The organism is Deltaproteobacteria bacterium (assembly GCA_016709225.1).
In the GTDB taxonomy this organism is placed as follows: Bacteria; Myxococcota_A; Polyangia; order Nannocystales; family Nannocystaceae; genus Xiheibacterium; species Xiheibacterium phototrophicum.
This window is the reverse complement of record JADJEE010000002.1, coordinates 1,996,631-2,013,072: the sequence shown is the minus strand read 5'-3', so window position 1 is coordinate 2,013,072 and position 16,442 is coordinate 1,996,631. Positions and strand designations below refer to the sequence as shown.

The 16,442-nt window shown below is 71.9% G+C and carries 13 protein-coding genes; 10 read left to right on the top strand and 3 right to left on the bottom strand.

Annotated features, from left to right (window positions below):
• Positions 1-7: 7 nt before the first annotated feature.
• Positions 8-1,792, bottom strand: coding sequence for a DEAD/DEAH box helicase (locus tag IPH07_22505; GenBank protein ID MBK6920189.1), 1,785 nt, complete (start codon positions 1,790-1,792; stop codon positions 8-10).
• Here IPH07_22505 and IPH07_22500 point away from each other — a divergent pair.
• From IPH07_22500 to IPH07_22480, 5 genes are all read left to right on the top strand, one after another.
• On the top strand, positions 1,776-2,228 hold the full coding sequence (locus IPH07_22500; GenBank protein ID MBK6920188.1) for a hypothetical protein: 453 nt from the start codon (positions 1,776-1,778) through the stop codon (positions 2,226-2,228). The two genes, IPH07_22505 and IPH07_22500, sit on opposite strands and share 17 nt — an antisense overlap.
• Positions 2,229-2,290: 62 nt before the next feature.
• Positions 2,291-3,529, top strand: a complete 1,239-nt coding sequence (locus IPH07_22495; GenBank protein ID MBK6920187.1) for a hypothetical protein — start codon at positions 2,291-2,293, stop codon at positions 3,527-3,529.
• Positions 3,530-3,532: 3 nt separating this feature from the next.
• A complete protein-coding gene (locus IPH07_22490; GenBank protein MBK6920186.1) occupies positions 3,533-4,531 on the top strand; it encodes a DUF2169 domain-containing protein in 999 nt (332 codons plus the stop codon).
• A complete protein-coding gene (locus IPH07_22485; GenBank protein ID MBK6920185.1) occupies positions 4,528-5,583 on the top strand; it encodes a hypothetical protein in 1,056 nt (351 codons plus the stop codon). The genes IPH07_22490 and IPH07_22485 overlap by 4 nt, the downstream gene beginning before the upstream one ends.
• Positions 5,584-5,599: 16 nt before the next feature.
• On the top strand, positions 5,600-5,980 hold the full coding sequence (locus IPH07_22480) for a DUF4150 domain-containing protein (GenBank protein ID MBK6920184.1): 381 nt from the start codon (positions 5,600-5,602) through the stop codon (positions 5,978-5,980).
• A gap of 7 nt (positions 5,981-5,987) precedes the next feature.
• Here the strand turns inward: IPH07_22480 and IPH07_22475 are convergent, their stop codons facing one another.
• Positions 5,988-7,010, bottom strand: a complete 1,023-nt coding sequence (locus tag IPH07_22475) for a hypothetical protein (GenBank protein ID MBK6920183.1) — start codon at positions 7,008-7,010, stop codon at positions 5,988-5,990.
• A gap of 132 nt (positions 7,011-7,142) precedes the next feature.
• On the opposite strand from IPH07_22475, the gene tssI reads away from it, so the two are divergent.
• The 5 genes from tssI to IPH07_22450 are packed head-to-tail and all read left to right on the top strand — an operon-like array spanning position 7,143 to position 15,545.
• Entirely contained in the window at positions 7,143-9,467 is a 2,325-nt protein-coding gene (tssI, locus tag IPH07_22470; GenBank protein MBK6920182.1) for a type VI secretion system tip protein VgrG, read from the top strand.
• A 10-nt stretch (positions 9,468-9,477) separates the two neighbouring features.
• On the top strand, positions 9,478-11,205 hold the full coding sequence (locus IPH07_22465; protein MBK6920181.1) for a hypothetical protein: 1,728 nt from the start codon (positions 9,478-9,480) through the stop codon (positions 11,203-11,205).
• Between the two features lie 13 nt (positions 11,206-11,218).
• Complete coding sequence (locus tag IPH07_22460; protein ID MBK6920180.1) at positions 11,219-14,047, top strand: serine/threonine protein kinase; 2,829 nt, start codon at positions 11,219-11,221, stop codon at positions 14,045-14,047.
• Positions 14,031-14,549, top strand: coding sequence for a DUF3565 domain-containing protein (locus IPH07_22455; GenBank protein MBK6920179.1), 519 nt, complete (start codon positions 14,031-14,033; stop codon positions 14,547-14,549). The genes IPH07_22460 and IPH07_22455 overlap by 17 nt, the downstream gene beginning before the upstream one ends.
• 42 nt (positions 14,550-14,591) lie before the next feature.
• Positions 14,592-15,545: a hypothetical protein gene (locus IPH07_22450; protein MBK6920178.1), complete on the top strand. Its 954-nt coding sequence runs from the start codon at positions 14,592-14,594 to the stop codon at positions 15,543-15,545.
• A 10-nt stretch (positions 15,546-15,555) separates the two neighbouring features.
• On the opposite strand, the gene IPH07_22445 is transcribed toward IPH07_22450, so the two are convergent.
• The gene (locus tag IPH07_22445) at positions 15,556-16,434 is read right to left on the bottom strand and encodes a metallophosphoesterase (GenBank protein ID MBK6920177.1); all 879 of its coding nucleotides are present in this window, start codon (positions 16,432-16,434) and stop codon (positions 15,556-15,558) included.
• Positions 16,435-16,442 lie beyond the last annotated feature (8 nt).

The following is a 16,442-nucleotide window of genomic DNA, read 5'->3' as shown; positions in this document are numbered from 1 at the left end:
CCGCGGATCACTTGGCTGCGCGTGGCCGCGGGCGTTGGCCCGCGAGCGCGCGCGCCAGCGCGAGGTGGGCGATCGCGCTGCCGACGTCGTGGGCGATCCGCGGCGGTCGCAGGGTCTCGAGCTCGGCGCGCAGCACCGCGCTGACGGGCGCGCGCCGCCAAGGCGCGTGCGCGCGTGCGCTGGCGGGGTCGCCATGGCGCGGCAGCTCGAGATCGACCGCCTCGATCGCCGCGTACATGCTCGCGCAGCGCGCGAGCTGACGCTCGCCGAGCCACACGGTGGCGGCGGTGCGGCCGGCCGGGCGCAGCTCGAAGCACCGCAGCGCGCCGTCGTGGCCGATGAAGTGCAGCATCATGCCCATCGCGCCCAGCGACAGCCATGCGTTGGCCGAGATCGCGGCCGATTCCTCGCGCTGCGTGAGCGTCAACGGATCGAAGCTCGCCAGCCGCGCCTCGATCTCGCCAAGCGTCGCAGGCACCTCGTCGATCTGCTCGACCGGGGGCTGCCATGGTGCGCCGCCGGCCTCGTCCTGCGCGGATGCGTCGTGCTCGGGTGGCGCGCGCGAGGGGCCGGCGTCGAGCGTCGGCGTGGTCACGAGCGTGAGCCCCGAGAGGTCGACGAAGTCGAGCACCAGGCAGTCGCTCGCGTCCGGGTGCAGCCGCATGCCACGGCCGACGCACTGCAGGTAGACCGCCTCCGAGCGGGTCGGTCGCACCATCGCGATCGCCGACACGCCGGGATCGTCGAAGCCCTCGGTCAACACGCCGACGTTGGTGACGACGCGCAGCCGGCCCTCACGGAAGCGGGCCAGGGTCCGCACCCGCGCGGGTCTCGGCATCTCGCCGCAGACCATGCCCGCGGGCACGCCCAGCCGCACCAATGCCTCGCACAGGTGCTCGGCGTGACGCACCGTCACGCAGAACGCGATGGTCCGGCGATCGCGGGCGAGCTCCTGGATGCTGCGTGCGACCAGAAGGTTGCGCTGCTCGATGTCGATGGCCTCGGCGAGCGCCTCGTCGTCGAGGTCGTCGCCGCGGACGCCGACACCGTCGAGCGCGACCCCGGTGTCGATGCGAACCCCCCGCAGCGGCCGCAGGTAGCCCGCGTCGATGAGGTCACGCAGCGACTGGTGGTACACGATGCGCTCGAAGACCTCGTCGAGGCCGCGGCCATCGGCGCGACGCGTGGTCGCGGTGAAGCCCACCAGCGTGCCCGGCCAGTCGGGCGCGAACGCGCCGATCTGCTCGAGCACGCGGCGGTTGTCGTCGGCGACCGCGTGGTGACACTCGTCGTAGATGACCAGCCGGAGATCGCGACCGGCGAGCGCCCGCCCGATGCGACGGTCGTGGAGCGAGCGGATCGAGGCCACGATCACCGCCGCGTCGCGGCCCGCACTGGCGGCGCCTTGCTCGATCGCGACCGTGCGGCGGTTGTCGCCGCCTTCGCGCAGCGCCCGGGCGATCTTTTCGCGGGCCTGCTGCACCAGCTCGTCGCGGTGCGCGAGCACGAGCACGTCGTGACGGGCGCGACGGATGAGCTCGGCGAAGATCACCGTCTTGCCGGCGCCGGTCGGCAACGCCAGAACCATGCGCCGCACGCCGCCGTGTCGCGCAGCGATCACCGCGGCCACGGCCGCGTCCTGGTACGGGCGTAGATGCACCGGCCCGCCGAATGTGACACGCCCCGCCGCCGCGCGGACGCACATTAAACACCCACGGTCGAGCGGTCGATGGCCTTGGCGTCGGCGCGTCGGCGTGTCTACCCTTGCCAGGACGATGAAGCCGTTGTCCATGGTTCCCGCCAGCCCCGACGTGCGTGCACCTGCAGGCGGGACGTTCGTGTCCGCGAGCGTCGATCATGTCGACGCCGATGGCGTCCTGTACATCGCGCTGGCTCCCGGGGTCGTGGTGCCGGCCCGGGTCGCGATCGCAACCGCACCGATCGCGGCCCTGTCGCCGGGGGTCGCGGTGCTGGTGCTGGTCGAGCCCGACCGCGAGCTGCCGCCGGTGGTGGTGTCGACCATCGCCGAGCGGGTGGTTTCGTCGGCGAGCCCCGAGCCGATCGCGCCCGTCGTCGACATCGCCGCCGGCACCTCGCTGACGCTGCGCTGCGGCGATGCGTCGATCGAGCTACACGCCGACGGTACCATCGTGCTGCACGGCGAGCGGATCGACAGCACCGCCGAGGGCATCCATCGCATCAAGGGCGCGCAGGTCCGCATCAACTGACCGCGAGTCGTACGAGCGCGTCGATGCCGAGCCGTCCACGACCACCCTTGCGATGGGACCTGGTGACCGAGAGCTTCTCGGAGGCCACGTTCCTGTGGGCGCGTTGGCAGGACGCGCTCGAGTCCCCAAGGCACACGCTGACGAGCGTGCTGCACTGGGTCGAGGAGCGACTGCAGGGCGCGCTCGATGGCGTGCGGCTCGGTGAGCAGCGGGCGACCGACGAGATCCTCCTGCCGGCGCTGCTCGGCAAGCGCGATCGTCCCGCGGCCGTTGCGGCACACCTGCTGGTCGGCGGTGCCCGGCAGGGCATCGAGCAGGTCGCGGCGGCGCTGCTCGGGGCCGCGCCGCGGCGGCTCGCCGCGCTCGCGCAGGCAATCGCGTGCAGCACCGGCGCACAGTGGCCGAAGGTGCTGGTCGAGTACGTCCCGCGCATGCCGGCGCAGGTGCAGGCCGCGGTGCTCGACGCGTTCGCGTTCCGTCGCTGGCCGCTGCCACCCGGCATCGACGCTCAGATCGAGCGCAACGCCAAGCCCGTGCAGCTGGCCTCGCTGCGGCTGGCCGCGTGCGTGGGTGACCGCTGGACCGTGCCGTACATCGAGTGGGGCCTGCGACGCTCGGATCCCGAGCTGCGCGTCGCGGCGGCTCGGGCGGCGCTGCTGCGTGGCCTCGAGGGTGCCGTCGCCAAGGCCGCCGACGCCGTGCGCGACGACATCCCCGGTAGCGATGCGCTGCTGCCGTTGCTGGTCGCGATGCGGGGCGAGCGACTGCTGCCGGTGTTGCCCGTGCGACTGCAGCGTCCTGGCGTCGACGCGCGCGCGGTGTTCGACGCGCTGTGGTGCATGGGCACCGTCGGTGCCGCCGATCTCTGCGCCGCGCGGCTGGACGATCCCACGCACGCACGACTGGCCGCCGACGCGCTGCGAGGCATCACCGGCATCGATCCCACACCGCCGCCCGGGCGCGAGGCGCCGCTCGACGTCCCACGCGACGAGCTCATGCTACCCGAGCCCGATCCCGCCGCGTTGCGCGAGCGCTGGCTCGAGCGGCGCCCGCGGATGCTCGAGCACCAGCGACACCTCGAGGGTGAGCCGTTCGATCCCGGCGACGTGCTGCCGCGACTGGCCCGCACGCCGCTGCGTCGTCGCCACCGGCTCGCCGACGAGCTGGCCGCGCGCAGCGGCGGTGCGCAGCAGCTCGAGACCCGCGCGTGGTCGCGGGTGCAGTGGGCACAGCTCGCTGCGCTGTCGCACGCGGCGCAGCCGGGCTACCCGAATCGAGCCGCCGGCGCAGGTGGGGCGTAGGCCATGCTGCAGCTCGACAACGACACGCCGCTGGCGGCAGCGCTGGCCGCCTTGCCCGACGAGGACGGTGTCGACGCGCTGTTCGTGTGCGTGAAGGCGACCTTCACCATGCGGCCGACCGTTGCGCTGGCGGCCCAGCAGCTCGCCATCGCGCGGGTCGATCTACACCTCGGAGAGCCGAATGCCTCGAGCCTGATCGAGGCTGGCGAGCATCACCTCGGCAAGGCCGGGACCGATGTGGTGCTGCACGGCTGTGCCCACGCCGAGGGCGGCCGCGCGGTCACGCAGGCGGCCGTGTCGGTCGCGGTCGCGGAGCGCAGCAAGAGCATCGCGGTGTTCGGTGATCGCGAGTTCCGCAGCCTCGATCGCGTGTCGTCGCCGGCGCCGTTCGTCGAGCTGCCGCTGGTGTACGAGCGTGCGCTCGGAGGTCGCGTCGACGGTGGCGACGCGTGGGTCCGCGAGCTCTCGGCCCACAACCCGGTCGGGGTCGGCATCGATCGTCGCGCCGGCGCACCGGTGCCAAACCTCGAGGATCCGAGGGCGCCCATCGAAGGTGGCGGCGAGCGCCCGCGTGCGGTCGGGTTCGGTCCGATCGCGCCGGGCTGGCGACCGCGCGCGCAGTTTGCCGGCACCTACGACGCGCAGTGGGTACGCAAGCGATCGCCGCTGCTGCCGGCGGACTTCGATCGTCGCTTCTTCAACGTCGCACCCGCCGAGCTGGTGTTCCCCCGCTTCTTGGCCGGCGGCGAGCCGGTGGTGGTGCTCGGCGCTTCGCGACAGGGGCCGCTGCGCTTCACGCTGCCGACCATCGAGCTCGCGATCGAGGCCGACGTCGGCGGTGGCTGGCGCAGCATGTCGGCCTGCCTCGAGACCGTCGCCCTGTGGCCCGACGACGATAGCTTCAGCATGAGCTGGCGCGCCAAGCTGTCGTGCGACCGCAAGCTGCTGGCGGTCGAGCGCGTGAGCATCGGCATCGCTCGCAGCTCGGTGGAGGTCGCGTGAGCGCGATTCGCATCGTCGCTTCGGGTGCACTCACGTCGATCGGCGTGGGCGCGGTACAGACCGACGCGTCGCTGCGTGCGGGCCTGTCACGCTTCCACGACGGACCTTGGCCGCAGGGCGGCGAGCCCGTCACGATGGCACTGGTCGCCGCGCAAGACCTCGCGTTGGCCCACGACGCCGCGCGGGCGGCCACCGGTACGTCGCTGTCGCCGTGGGCGCAGCGCATCGCGGCGATGGCCGGGCTCGCGCTCGCCGACGCGCTGGGCGACGCGCTGCCGCCGTCGCCGGTGGCGTTGTTGCTCGGCATCGCCGACCCCCGCGAGGATGTCGCCGTGCCTTCGGCGGCGGCGCTGTGGCCGGCAATCGCTGCGGTCGCGGGCGTGGCCATCGACCCCGCGCGCTCGCAGCTGTTCCCGCGCGGGCGCGCGGCGATCTTCGAGGCGCTCGCGACCGCGGCAGCACGGCTCGATCCCCGCGACGACGGCGTCGTGGTCTGCGGTGGCGTCGACAGCTACGCCGATCCAGCCCGCGTGGCCGCCGAGCACGGCCGCCGCCGCACGCTGGGTGCACCGTTCGCCAGCGATGGGCGCGTGCTCGGCGAGGGCGCGGGCATGCTGGTGCTGTCGGCGTCGCCGCATCGCCGCGGCGGCCTGGTGCTGCGCGCGATCGGGTGCCACGAAGATCCCGGCTGTCGCTTCGGCACCGCGCCAGCCCGCGGCGAGGGGCTCGCCGAGGCCATCGAGCGCGCGCGCGAGGGTCCATGGGGCGATCGCACGGCGCCGCTCGGCAGCGTGTGGGCGGGGCTCGTCGGCGAGAGCTTCGAGGCCAAGTCGTGGGGCGTGGCGTGCCTACGCCACCGCGACGTGCTCGTGCCCGACACCGTCATCGAGCACATCGCCGATCGCATCGGTGATGCGGGTGCGGCCCTCGCCGCGCTCTCGTTCGTCGATGCGCACCGACGCCTGCTCGCGGGGCACAGGTCGGGCCCGGCGATGGTGTGGACGATGTCCGATCACGGGCCGGTCGGCGTTGGTGTGGTCGAGCTCGACTAGAACGAGGAGTGATGCGATGGGTCAGAACGTCTTCGCCAACGGCCGCGGCACCGTCCACCAGGGCAGCGGTGGCATGAGCACGGTGTTCCCCGACGTGTGCAACACGCCGAGCTCCGCCGGGCCGATCCCGATCCCGTACCCCAACATCGGTCAGGCCAGCGACACCGTCGGCGGCCCGACCACCGTCACCACCGACGGCAGCATGCCGATGACCAAGGGTGCCCAGTACGCCAAGAGCAGCGGCGACGAGGCCGGCAGCGCCGGCGGCCTGATGTCCGGCCGCAACATGGGCCCGTGCGAGTTCCTCATGTACTCGTTCGACGTCATGCTCGAGGGGCAGAACGTCTGCCGACTCGGCGACATGCTGCTGCACAACGGCCGCAACGCGGTCGGTTGAGCGCGGCCTACTCTGCGACGATCGGCTCGGCCTCGTGCAGTCGGTCGTCGTCGTCGGGGGCCTCGATCGGCTCGGCGATCTCCGGTCGCGGTAGCGAGGGGTCGGGGGCGCGGTCGAGCACCGAAAGGCCGCGCTCCACGGTCTTGGTGCGAAAGCGCAGCAGGTCGGGCAGGCGCCGCACCTCGCTGTAGCGCAGCCACGCCGCGAACGCGGGCGCGCCCTGGACGTTGTAGTGGTACTGCTCGCCGGGCGCGTAGCCGAACACCTTCCAGCCGAGCGTGCGCACCACCACCGCGTCGTCGAGCACATCGAGCGCGAGCATGTTGCGGCGGAAGGTCGGGGTGTACTCGAGGTACTGCTCGACGTTCGAGAGGTAGACCACGCCGAGCCGCAGGTCGGCGCCACGCAGCGCCTGCGCGAGCGCGGGCATGGTCGCGTCGCCCGCGAAGTCGCCGCGGACGACCACGAAGCGATCGCTGCACACCAGCTGGCGGATGTGATCGTACTGCTCGGCGTCGTCGACGAAGGACGCCATCTGGTAGCGCTTCTGCAGGCGACGCAGCTCGAGCAGTCGCTCCCACACCAGCGGCTGCGCCATGCGGAACGCACGGCCGATGCGGGCGCCCTCGGGCCGCTCGTGCTCGTCGGCCAGCAGCCCACTGGTGCGCTCGCGGGCCTCGTCGGACCAGCACGCCACGAACTCGGCCGCGGTCGCGGCGTGTCGGAACAGCGAGTGGTAGCAGCGGTGCAGGTCGACCACGCCCTGGTCGAAGTCGACCACCGTCGCGAACTCGGAGCGGGCCCAGCCCGCCAGCAGGTAGTTCTGGTCGCTGCCGACCCCGAGGTACGCGCCGCGGCGTCGTGCCACCGCCTGGTGGCAGAGGTACAGCGAGCGCTCGTTGCCGGCCCAGTAGTGGGAGCGCCGAATCAGGGTGGCCGGCGCCGGATCCGAGGGGATCTCGTCGAAGGCACGGGCTGCGGCGGCGGATAGCGGCGTGAGTTTCGAACGGCCCTCGCGGGACAGCCCCACACGCGGGCCGTCGACATCGACAGGCTATCACGAAAGGTCACATCGACGCGAACGCGACTCTACCAGCCTCGCCGGGGGTCACGCATGCCGCCCGTGTAGAGTCACTCGCCTCGTCGCCCAGAGCCGTTGCCCGTGTCATCGCCGTCCGATGCCCATCCGCTGCCCACGACCCCCCACGGCGGTGTGCAAGCCCGTTTCGAGTGCGCCGACGCTGCGCTGAGCTGGCACGTGCGACGGGCGGTGGTGCGCGAGGGGCTCTCACGCGCCTACGCGATCACGCTGTCGCTGCTGACGCCGGAACTCGACGCCGACGTCGACACGATGGTCGGTGCGAGCGCCGAGTTCGGCTTCGATCGCGGCAGCGTGTGGCGCACGTTCCATGGCGTGGTGTCGAGCGTCCGACACCGCGGCATCGAGGTGCTGCGCGGTGACCTCCGCATGTTGGCGATCGACCTCGAGCTCGGCCCCGCGCTGGCCACGAGCGCGCAGCGGATCGACTGCCGCATCTTCCAGGACATGACGGTGCCGCAGATCGTCCGTGATCTGCTGATGGGCCTGCACGCCCCGACGGGGGCGCCGGCCGAGGGCCTCGCGGCCCACCAGCGCACGCTCGACGACAGCGGGCTCGTCCACGACGGACAACCGCCGCGCGACTACTGCGTGCAGTACCGCGAGTCGGACCTCGACTTCGTGCGACGGCTGCTGCACGAAGAAGGCATCGCCTTCGTGTTCGATCAGGACGGCCCCCACGAGGTCATGCGCCTGGTCGACAGCGAGGGCGGGCTGCCGCAGCACGCCGGCACCGAAGGCGTGCGGCTACCGGTCGTGGTCGGCGGCGAGGATGCGCGCGAGGCCGTGCGCGCGTTGGTGGTCGAGCGCAGTGGCGTCGCGACCAAGGCCACGGTCGCGCACCACGACTGGCTGCTGCCGGCGGCGCCGCTTCGCGGCAGCCATGCCGAGTCGCCGCGCGGACTGGTCGCCGAGAACCATCGCGAGGTCTACCTGCCGAGCGAGCGACGCAGTCGCGAGGTCTCGTCGGGCGGAAAGGTCGTGCTGCTCCACGACGACGACACCGCGCAGGCACAGCTGGTGCTCGAGCGCGCGCAGGCCGACGACTTCGTCGTGCGCGGCCGCAGCACCTCCAGCGCCCTGGGGGCCGGCGTCGTGTTCGAGATCGAGGGGCTCGGCACCCACGAGCGCCTGGTCGCGCTCGAGGTCGTGCACGAGATCCTCGCCGACGGTGACACGGTCGATGTCGCAGCAACCTACGACAACGCGTTCGTCGCGGTGCCCAGCCCGCGCTATCGCATCTTCTCGCCCGAGCCGGTGCGACCGCGGGTGTACGGGCCGCAGACCGCGACCGTCACCGGCCCCGAGGGCGAAGACATCCACACCGACGCGTTCGGTCGCATCAAGATCCTCATGCACTGGGATCGCGAGGGGGAGGGGCGCGGCCGCAGTCGTCGCGCCGACGCGAGCTCGTCGGCGTGGGTGCCGGTGGTGCAGAGCTGGGCGGGTGCGGGCTGGGGCGCGCTGTTCCTGCCACGCGTGGGCATGGAGGTCATCGTCGAGTTCCTCGATGGCAACCCCGACCGCCCGGTGGTCAGCGGCTGCCTGTACAACGGCCGCAATCCCCCGCCGTATCCGCTGCCCGACGAGCGCACACGGAGCACCATCCGCTCGCAGAGCACGCCGTACAACGGCGGTTACAACGAGCTGCGCTTCGAGGACTCCGCCGGCCGCGAGGAGCTGTTCCTGCGCGCGCAGCTCGACATGAACGAGCTGGTGCTGCGCCACCACGGCACCGAGGTGAAGGTCGATCAGACCCACCGGGTCGGCAACGATCGCACGCGCAAGGTCGGCGGCGACGAGCGCATCTCCGTGCACGGCAGCCGCACGGTGGTGATCGACGGCGCCAGCAAGAGCGGCTTTGCGGGCGAGACCATCAAGGTCAGCGATCACTGGGTGCTCGACGTCGCCAAGACCATCCTCGTGCGCGCGCCCGAGGAGATCCGGCTCGAGTGCAAGGGCTCGAGCATCGTGATGACGCCCGAGCGCATCACCCTGCAGGCCGGCGGCGGCGCCAAGATCGTGCTCGACGCCAACGCTCTGGTCGAATCGAAGGACGGCAGCCGTGGCTTCCTCGATCAGAATCTCGAGATCCGTGCGGCCGCCGGCGCCATCGTGATGCTCGACGACAAGGCCCGCGCGACCGCCAAGGAGAAGGCCGAGCTGCTGCTCGACGCCAACGCCCGGCTGTCGTCGGGCGACAAGGCCCACGCGCTGTTCGAGGCCGAGAAGATCACGGTCGACAGCGGCGAGGCCAGCATCGTCATCGACGGCAAGCGCATCCAGGCCGACGCCGACGAGCTCGACGCCAAGGCCGAGACCAAGCTGGCGCTCGAGGGTGGTGGCGGGCGCGTGAGCCTGGCCGGCGGCAAGGCCCAGGTCAACTAGCGGGTGCACCATGGTGGAGACCGGCGAGGGATCAGTCGGACGCGGGTCGCACCGCCCGCCGCGTCGGCCCGCACCGCCGGCGCCGCGCTTCGGCACGGTCGAGATCACGGTCAACCTCGAGGCGTTGTGCTGGGACACCTTCGCCGACGACGGCTCGGACGCCGATCGTCCGCTGCAAGAAGCGTCGGTGTCGCTGATGCCTGCGGCGGGCGGAATCAGCTTCGCCACCACCGACGCAAGCGGCATCGCGCGCTTCGAGAACGTGCCGGTCGGCCACGTGCGCGTCAACGCCAGCAAGACCGATCACGTCCATGACGACACCCATCCCAGCGCGAACCTCGAGTTCGATCTGGCCGCGGGCGCCACGGTGCAGCAGACCACGACGCTGCGCAGCGCCGACCTGGTCTGTCGGCGCAAGCACGTGGCCAAGCCCGCGGGCGCGCCGGGGCCGGTCACGCTCGGTCCGATGTTCTGGGCCGACGAGCCGTGGATCCTGCTGATCCGCGACATCGTGTGGCTGGTGATGCTGCTGGCCTCGATCGCCCTGACCATCGTCGGTCTGGCGGTGCCCGGCGCCAGCGCATGTCTGCCCGCGGGCGTGCTGTGCCTGGGTGTGTTCGCCTACGCCAACCACGTCACGTTCGGGCTGGTGCCCGGCGTGATCGTGATGGCGCTGGCGTTCGCGGCGTTCCTCGCCCTGGTGGTGTTCACGATCCTCTCGATGCTTCCGACGCCACCGCTGCCCGTGATGGATGGCGCGACCGGGACCTTCGGCATGCCGCGGGCGGACATCTTCTTCTTCCCCAGCCTGTGCGGCATGTGGCTCGCGTTCGCGATCGGCATCGGTGCCGGGCGGCAAGCCGAGTTCAGCAACAAGAACTGGACCATCACGATCATCGCGATGATCGCCTCGGTGGTGCTGACGATCGTGGTGTTCGTCATCATCTACTACTTCACGCAGACCGCGACCTTCGTCGCGAATCCCGGCTACGTCGTGGGGGGCTGCGTCGCGCAGCTGTTCGCCGGTGCGATCACGGGGCTCATCGGTGGCCTGCTCGGCCACGTGTTCGTGAACGACGGGCAACTCGATCCCGCGCAGGCCTACGGCGTGACCGACCTCGCGCTGCCCTTCGCCGGCGAGCGGTACTGCGTGCAGGGCCACCACGGCTTCATCAGCCACTTCTTCCGCCGCTGGCAGGAGCCCAACCGCGCCGGTGTGATGATGACCTGGACCACCGACGAGGAGTTCTCCTACGACTGGTCGCTGCCGCTGGGGCAGCCGTTCCTGTGCGCGAAGGAGGGCCACATCGTGGCCTTCCGCGAGGACAAGGACGGCAACACCATGTCGAGCCCCTCGAACGACGTCGCCAACTACGTCTACGTGAAGCACCGCGACGGCACGGTTGCGCACTACCTGCACCTGCAGCAGGGCGGCTTCACGGCGGTGAATCCCGCGATCGCTGCGCTCAAGGGTACGCTGAGCGGAGACGAGTACGTATTCGACGGCAACCCGGTGCACTGCTGGGAGGGCCAGCAGCTGGCTGCGACCGGCAACGTCGGCATCAGCATGTTCTCGCACTTGCACTTCCAGGTCCACCTCGCCGCGCGAGAGAACGGGCGCGCGACCAAGCCGGTGAAGTTCTCCGACGTGAGCGTGGCGATCCACGAGGGCCGCTGCTTCAGCATGCGGAAGTACCGCTCCGACAACGTCGATCGCGGGCCCGTGCAAGTGCGGTAGCCTGGCCGCGGCGGTGACGGGCCTGGGGAGCGGGGGCGATCCAACCGAGGGTGACGGTGACGTCACGTCGTCGGGGTGGCGCGAGGACATGAGCGGGGCGCGGATCGGCCGCTACCTGCTGCTCGACCGCATCGGTGCCGGAGGCATGGGCGTGGTGTGGCGCGCCTACGATCCGATGCTCGATCGCCGCGTCGCGCTCAAGCTGGTGGCGAGCCGCGGCGGCGACCCGGCGGCGTTGGTGTCCGAGGCGCAGGCGTTGGCGCGACTGCAGCACCCCAACATCGTCGCGATCCACGACGTCGGCCCGCTGAGCGAGGGTCTGTTCCTCGCGATGGAGTACGTCGACGGTGTCACGCTCACGCGCCACCTCCAGCTGCCGCGGTCGTGGCGCGAGGTGGTCGACGTGTTCCTCGCCGTCGCCCACGGCGTGCGAGCGGCCCACGCCGCCGGGGTCGTGCACGGCGATCTGAAGCCGGACAACGTCCTGGTCGCCGCGCCGCAGCCGGGGATGCCGGCGATCGTGAAGGTCGTCGACTTCGGGCTGGCGTCGATGGCGAAGGGGTCGTCGGCGTCGCGCCGCCCGCCCGTGTCGGAGGGGTCGACCGGTGCGTCGCGGACGGACCTGGCGATCCGCGGCACGCCGGCCTACCTCGCGCCCGAGCAGGTCGCCGGCGCGCCGGCCTCGGAGCGCACCGATCAATACGCCTTCTGCGTGGCGATGTTCGAGGCCCTGACCGGTGCCCGCCCCCGCGCGATCGATTCGCTGCACACCGCCGCGCTGGTCTTCCGCGACGCTCGCACCGTGCGTTGGCCCGCTGGCCACGCGGTGCCGCCGTGGCTGCGGCGCATCGTGCTGACCGGGCTCGCCATCGACCCTGCGGCGCGGCACGGCGACTTCGACGAGATCGTGCACGCCCTGCAGCGCGGGCGCACACGCTTGCGCCGCCGCGCGGGGTTGTTGGTGGCCTCGACGGCGGTGATCGCCGGCGCGGTCGCGTTGGTCCAGGGGGCGGTGCGATGCGCCGACGCCGACGCGCCGGTGACGGCGGTGTGGAGCGACGGCGTCGCTGCCGAGATGCAGAGCGCGCTGCAGGGGCCGCTCTCGGCGGGCGAGCTCGACCTCTGGCGTCGACGTCACGAGAGGTTGGACGCGACCGCAGCGGACCTGGCCGCCGCCAGCCGCCGCGCCTGCGAGGGGCGCGGTAGCGCCGAGAGTCGCCGTCGACAGCGATGCGTCGACCACGGCCTCGCCACCTTGGAGCTCGCCGTGGCGCAGGCGCGCGGCGGCGACGTGCACTCGCAGCGGTTCGTGCTCGCAGGCGTGGGGCTCGACGCGCTCGAGCCGTGTGACGACGAGGCGAACCTGCAGCAGTTCCCGCCGATCGCGGAGGATCTCGAGCTGCGGGCGGCGGTGCAAGCACTCGAGCGCGACATCGCGGTCGTCAACCTCGCGGAGATCACCTCGCCCGAGCTCGGCGACGCCACGCTCGCGGAGCTCGGACGGCGCGCGCAGGCGTTGGGCGAGGAGGGGCTCTACACCGATGTGTTGCTGCTGCGCGCCCGCGCAGCGACTGCCCGCGAGGAGGATCGCCTGAAGCTGGAGCTCCTGCGTGACGCGCTCGCATCGGCGGAGGCGAGCCGCGACGATCGCCGCGTCGCGCTCGCATGGCATCGGATCGCGGCCGCTCAAATCGGCTCGCTCGGCGACGAGAGTGCGGTACGCATCGCGTTGGAGCGCATGGACGCCGCGAGTGCGCGACTCGGACGTCCCGCCGACCTCGAGGCCCAACGGCACCGGGTGCTCGCGCAGGTGGCAAACGCCCGCGGCGAGCGGAGCGAAGCCGTGCAAGCGCTGGCGGCGATGCTCCAGGCTGCGAACGATGCACAGCGGCCCGATCTCGCCTTCGACGCGCTCCTGCTCTCGGTCAGCGTCAACCTCAACGCCAGCCGCGTCCCCGAAGCACTGGCATCGGCGGACGCCGCGGTCGCGCTGGCGCGCAGCGCCTTCGGCGAGGACCACCCCGACTTCGCGATCGCGCTCGGTGCCCGTGCCGGCGCGATGCTGGCGTCGGCGCGCGGGGGCACCGATGCGGATTTCGATCGTGCGAACGCGGCGTTCGACGACGCGATCGAGCGGCTGGCGTCGTGGGAGCAGCTGCACGCAGGGGTGCCGCGTGCACTCGAGTGCAACCGCTGCGTCGGCCTCACGGACGCCTGCCGGTCGCAGGCGACATCGGCGTGCGTGCGCTGTGGCGAGCTGTCCTTGGACGCGATGCTGACGTCTGCGTCGCAGCGGACGCTCTCGGTCTCGCTGGGTTCGTTGGCGCTGTCGGACCCCGCGGCCGCGGTGCCCCTGGCCCGCGCCGCGTTCGCGCGTTGGCGCGAGGACGCCCGTCCATGGCGCCTGAGCTCGGCGCCGGCGTGGGCGGCACTCGTGTTGGCGTGGGCGGGCGACCGCGAGCCCGGGCTGGAGTTGTTCCGCGACGTCGGAAACCATGGGCGCGACAGCACGGCGGCGTACATGCTCGATGCGTTGCTCGCCACACAAGACGACGACCGCGAGCGGCGCGGGGCTGTCCGGGTCGCGCTCGAGACGAACGTCGCAGCGGAGGATCTCCGCGATGCCGAGCGACTCGTGCGTGCGTGGTTCATCGCGCAGCTGAGCGGCGCGGCGGCCGATCGCGAGGCGGTGGCGCACCTGCGAGGGCGCACGGCGATCGTGTGCTCACCCGGCTGGAGGCCGCGGATCGACGCCTGGCTCGCCAACGAGGCCGACGCACCCTCTGCGCTGGCGGGCGCGAGCGCGACGGTGGAGGCTGTCCACGATGTCAGGCGTCGTTGATGGGATCGCACGCACGATGCTCGCCATCGAGCTCGACGAGGGCGGCGAGTGGATCGCCTGGCTCGACTGTGGCCATCGTCGACACCTGCGCCATCGTCCACCGCTGACGTCGATGCCATGGCTGCTCGACGCGGAGGCCCGCGCCGCGCGGGTCGGTCAGCGCATCGAGTGCGGTCGTTGTGCGCAGTGCGAGCCACCGGACTCGTTGCGCGCCGGTCGGCTCGTCGCATTCGACGAAGACACGCTGCCGCAGGGGCTGCGCGCGGAGCATCGGCTACGCGAGGGTGCGTGGGCGCGGCTCGAGATCGATGCCGGCGAGCTCCGCTTCGTGATGCCGATGCTGGCGATCGACCGGTTGCTCGGGCCCGGCGACGCGCAGTGGATCCCGCCGGCCTTGGAGCACCACGTCGCGCCGGGGCCCTCCGTCCACGTGCGACTGTCGTTCTTCCGGGTCGCCGACCGAGATCCGCGACCCGAGGTGGCGAATAGCCAACAAAGCTGACATCCTCATCCGGTGATTCCTTGCAAAGCTGGGCTTGGCCTGATGGTTCTGGTCGCGGTCGGGTGCGGGCCGCAGGTGCAAGTGGGCGACGGCACCGGCGGCAACACCGACTCCGACGGCACCGAGGGCAACACCCTCGGCAGCACCGTGGGCAGCACCGTCGGTGGCGATCCGAGCACGACCGTCGGCAGCTCGACGGTGGCCACGGCCACCAGCGTGCCGCCGAACCCGAGCTCGCCGGACACCGGCAACGACAGCCTCGACACCGTCGACGACACCATCGACACCATCGACACCTGCGCGTTCCTGTGCGAGCCCGACGGTGGCGATACCTTGATCGAGTGCGACGTCTGGGCGCAGGACTGTCCGTTCGGTGAGAAGTGCGTGCCGTGGGCGGCCGACGGCGGCGACGACTGGAACGGTGCTCGCTGCTCGCCCCTGGATCCCTCGCCGGATCAACCCGGTGATGTCTGCCAGGTCGAGGGCAGCGGCTTCTCCGGCATCGACACCTGCGCGCTCGGCTCGTTCTGCGTGGGCGTCGATCCCGACACCAATCTCGGCAGCTGCGCGCCGCAGTGCCAGGGCTCGGTCGTCGCACCGGTGTGTCCCGAGGGCTCGGCTTGCTTCGAGAACATCTACGGGGTCTTCACGGTGTGCCTGCAGGCCTGCGATCCGCTGCAGCAAGACTGTCCGGCGGCGTTCGATTGCGTGCCGGCCGAGGCCTCGCAGTCGTTCGTGTGCCATCCGACGCGGCCGCGGACAGGTGGCTACGGGCAGGGCTGCAGCGAGACCACCGACTGCGCCGAGGGCTCGTTCTGCGTCGACGGCAGCGAGGTGCCGGACTGCGTCGATGCGGCGTGCTGCACCACCTTCTGCGATGCCGACGCGCCGATGGGCGACCAGCAGTGCGCGGGCTTCGATCTCGGCCAGGTGTGCAAGCCGTGGCTCGAGATCGCAGGCTGGGATGCGGCCGTCGGCGGCTGCGGCGTGCCCTGACGCTCGCCGGCTACTCCGGTGCTCGTCTCGAGGGTGGTGACGCAACCAGGGTCAGCACGTCGACGGTCGGGACCACCGCGATGCGGACCGGCAGGATGCTGGTGCCGATGCCGGTCGCGACGAACAGGTGCCGGCCGTGCTCGAGCACGTGTCCGGCCGCGTAGCGCTGGCCGAACTTCGATGGCACCACCGGCGGCCCCACCACCGGCACGTCGATCTGACCGCCGTGGGTGTGCCCCGCGAGCGTGAGCGACACGCGCGTCGGGACCGACGGGAACACGTCGGGGTTGTGGGTGATCGCGATCACCGGCGCGTCGTCGTCGACCGCCGCCAGCGCGCGCTCGACATCGGCCGCGCGGGTCCACAGGTCGGAGATGCCTGCGATCCACAGACCGCGCTCGAGCCTCACCGCGCGGTCGTCGAGCACAGTGATGCCGGCGTGCTCGAGCGCAGCGGTGATGCGGGGGCCATCGAAGCCCCAGTCATGGTTGCCGAGCACGGCGAACACGGAGCCAGCGGGTCGCAGGCGCGCGAGCTCGGCAGCGATCGGCTCGGGGGCCACGAAGTGCCCACCCACGACCCCATCGATCACGAGGTCGCCGAGCACCACCACGAGGTCGGGCGCCGCGTCGTTGGTGGCATCGACGACCGCGCGCAGAGCCGCGAGGTCGATGTGCGGGGCACCGACGTGGAGGTCGGTGAGCACCGCGACCCGCAGACCCCCGAGCGTCGCGGGCCAGCGCGCCGGCGCCAGCTCGCGCTCGCTGACGCGCAGGCGCGCGGGCTCGATCGCGGTGCCGTAGACCAGCAGCGCGCCTGCGCTGACGAGCAGGGCCAGCACCGCGCGCAGGAGCCACCTCGACCATCGACGACGCTGGGAAGCAGGCATCTGCGGGC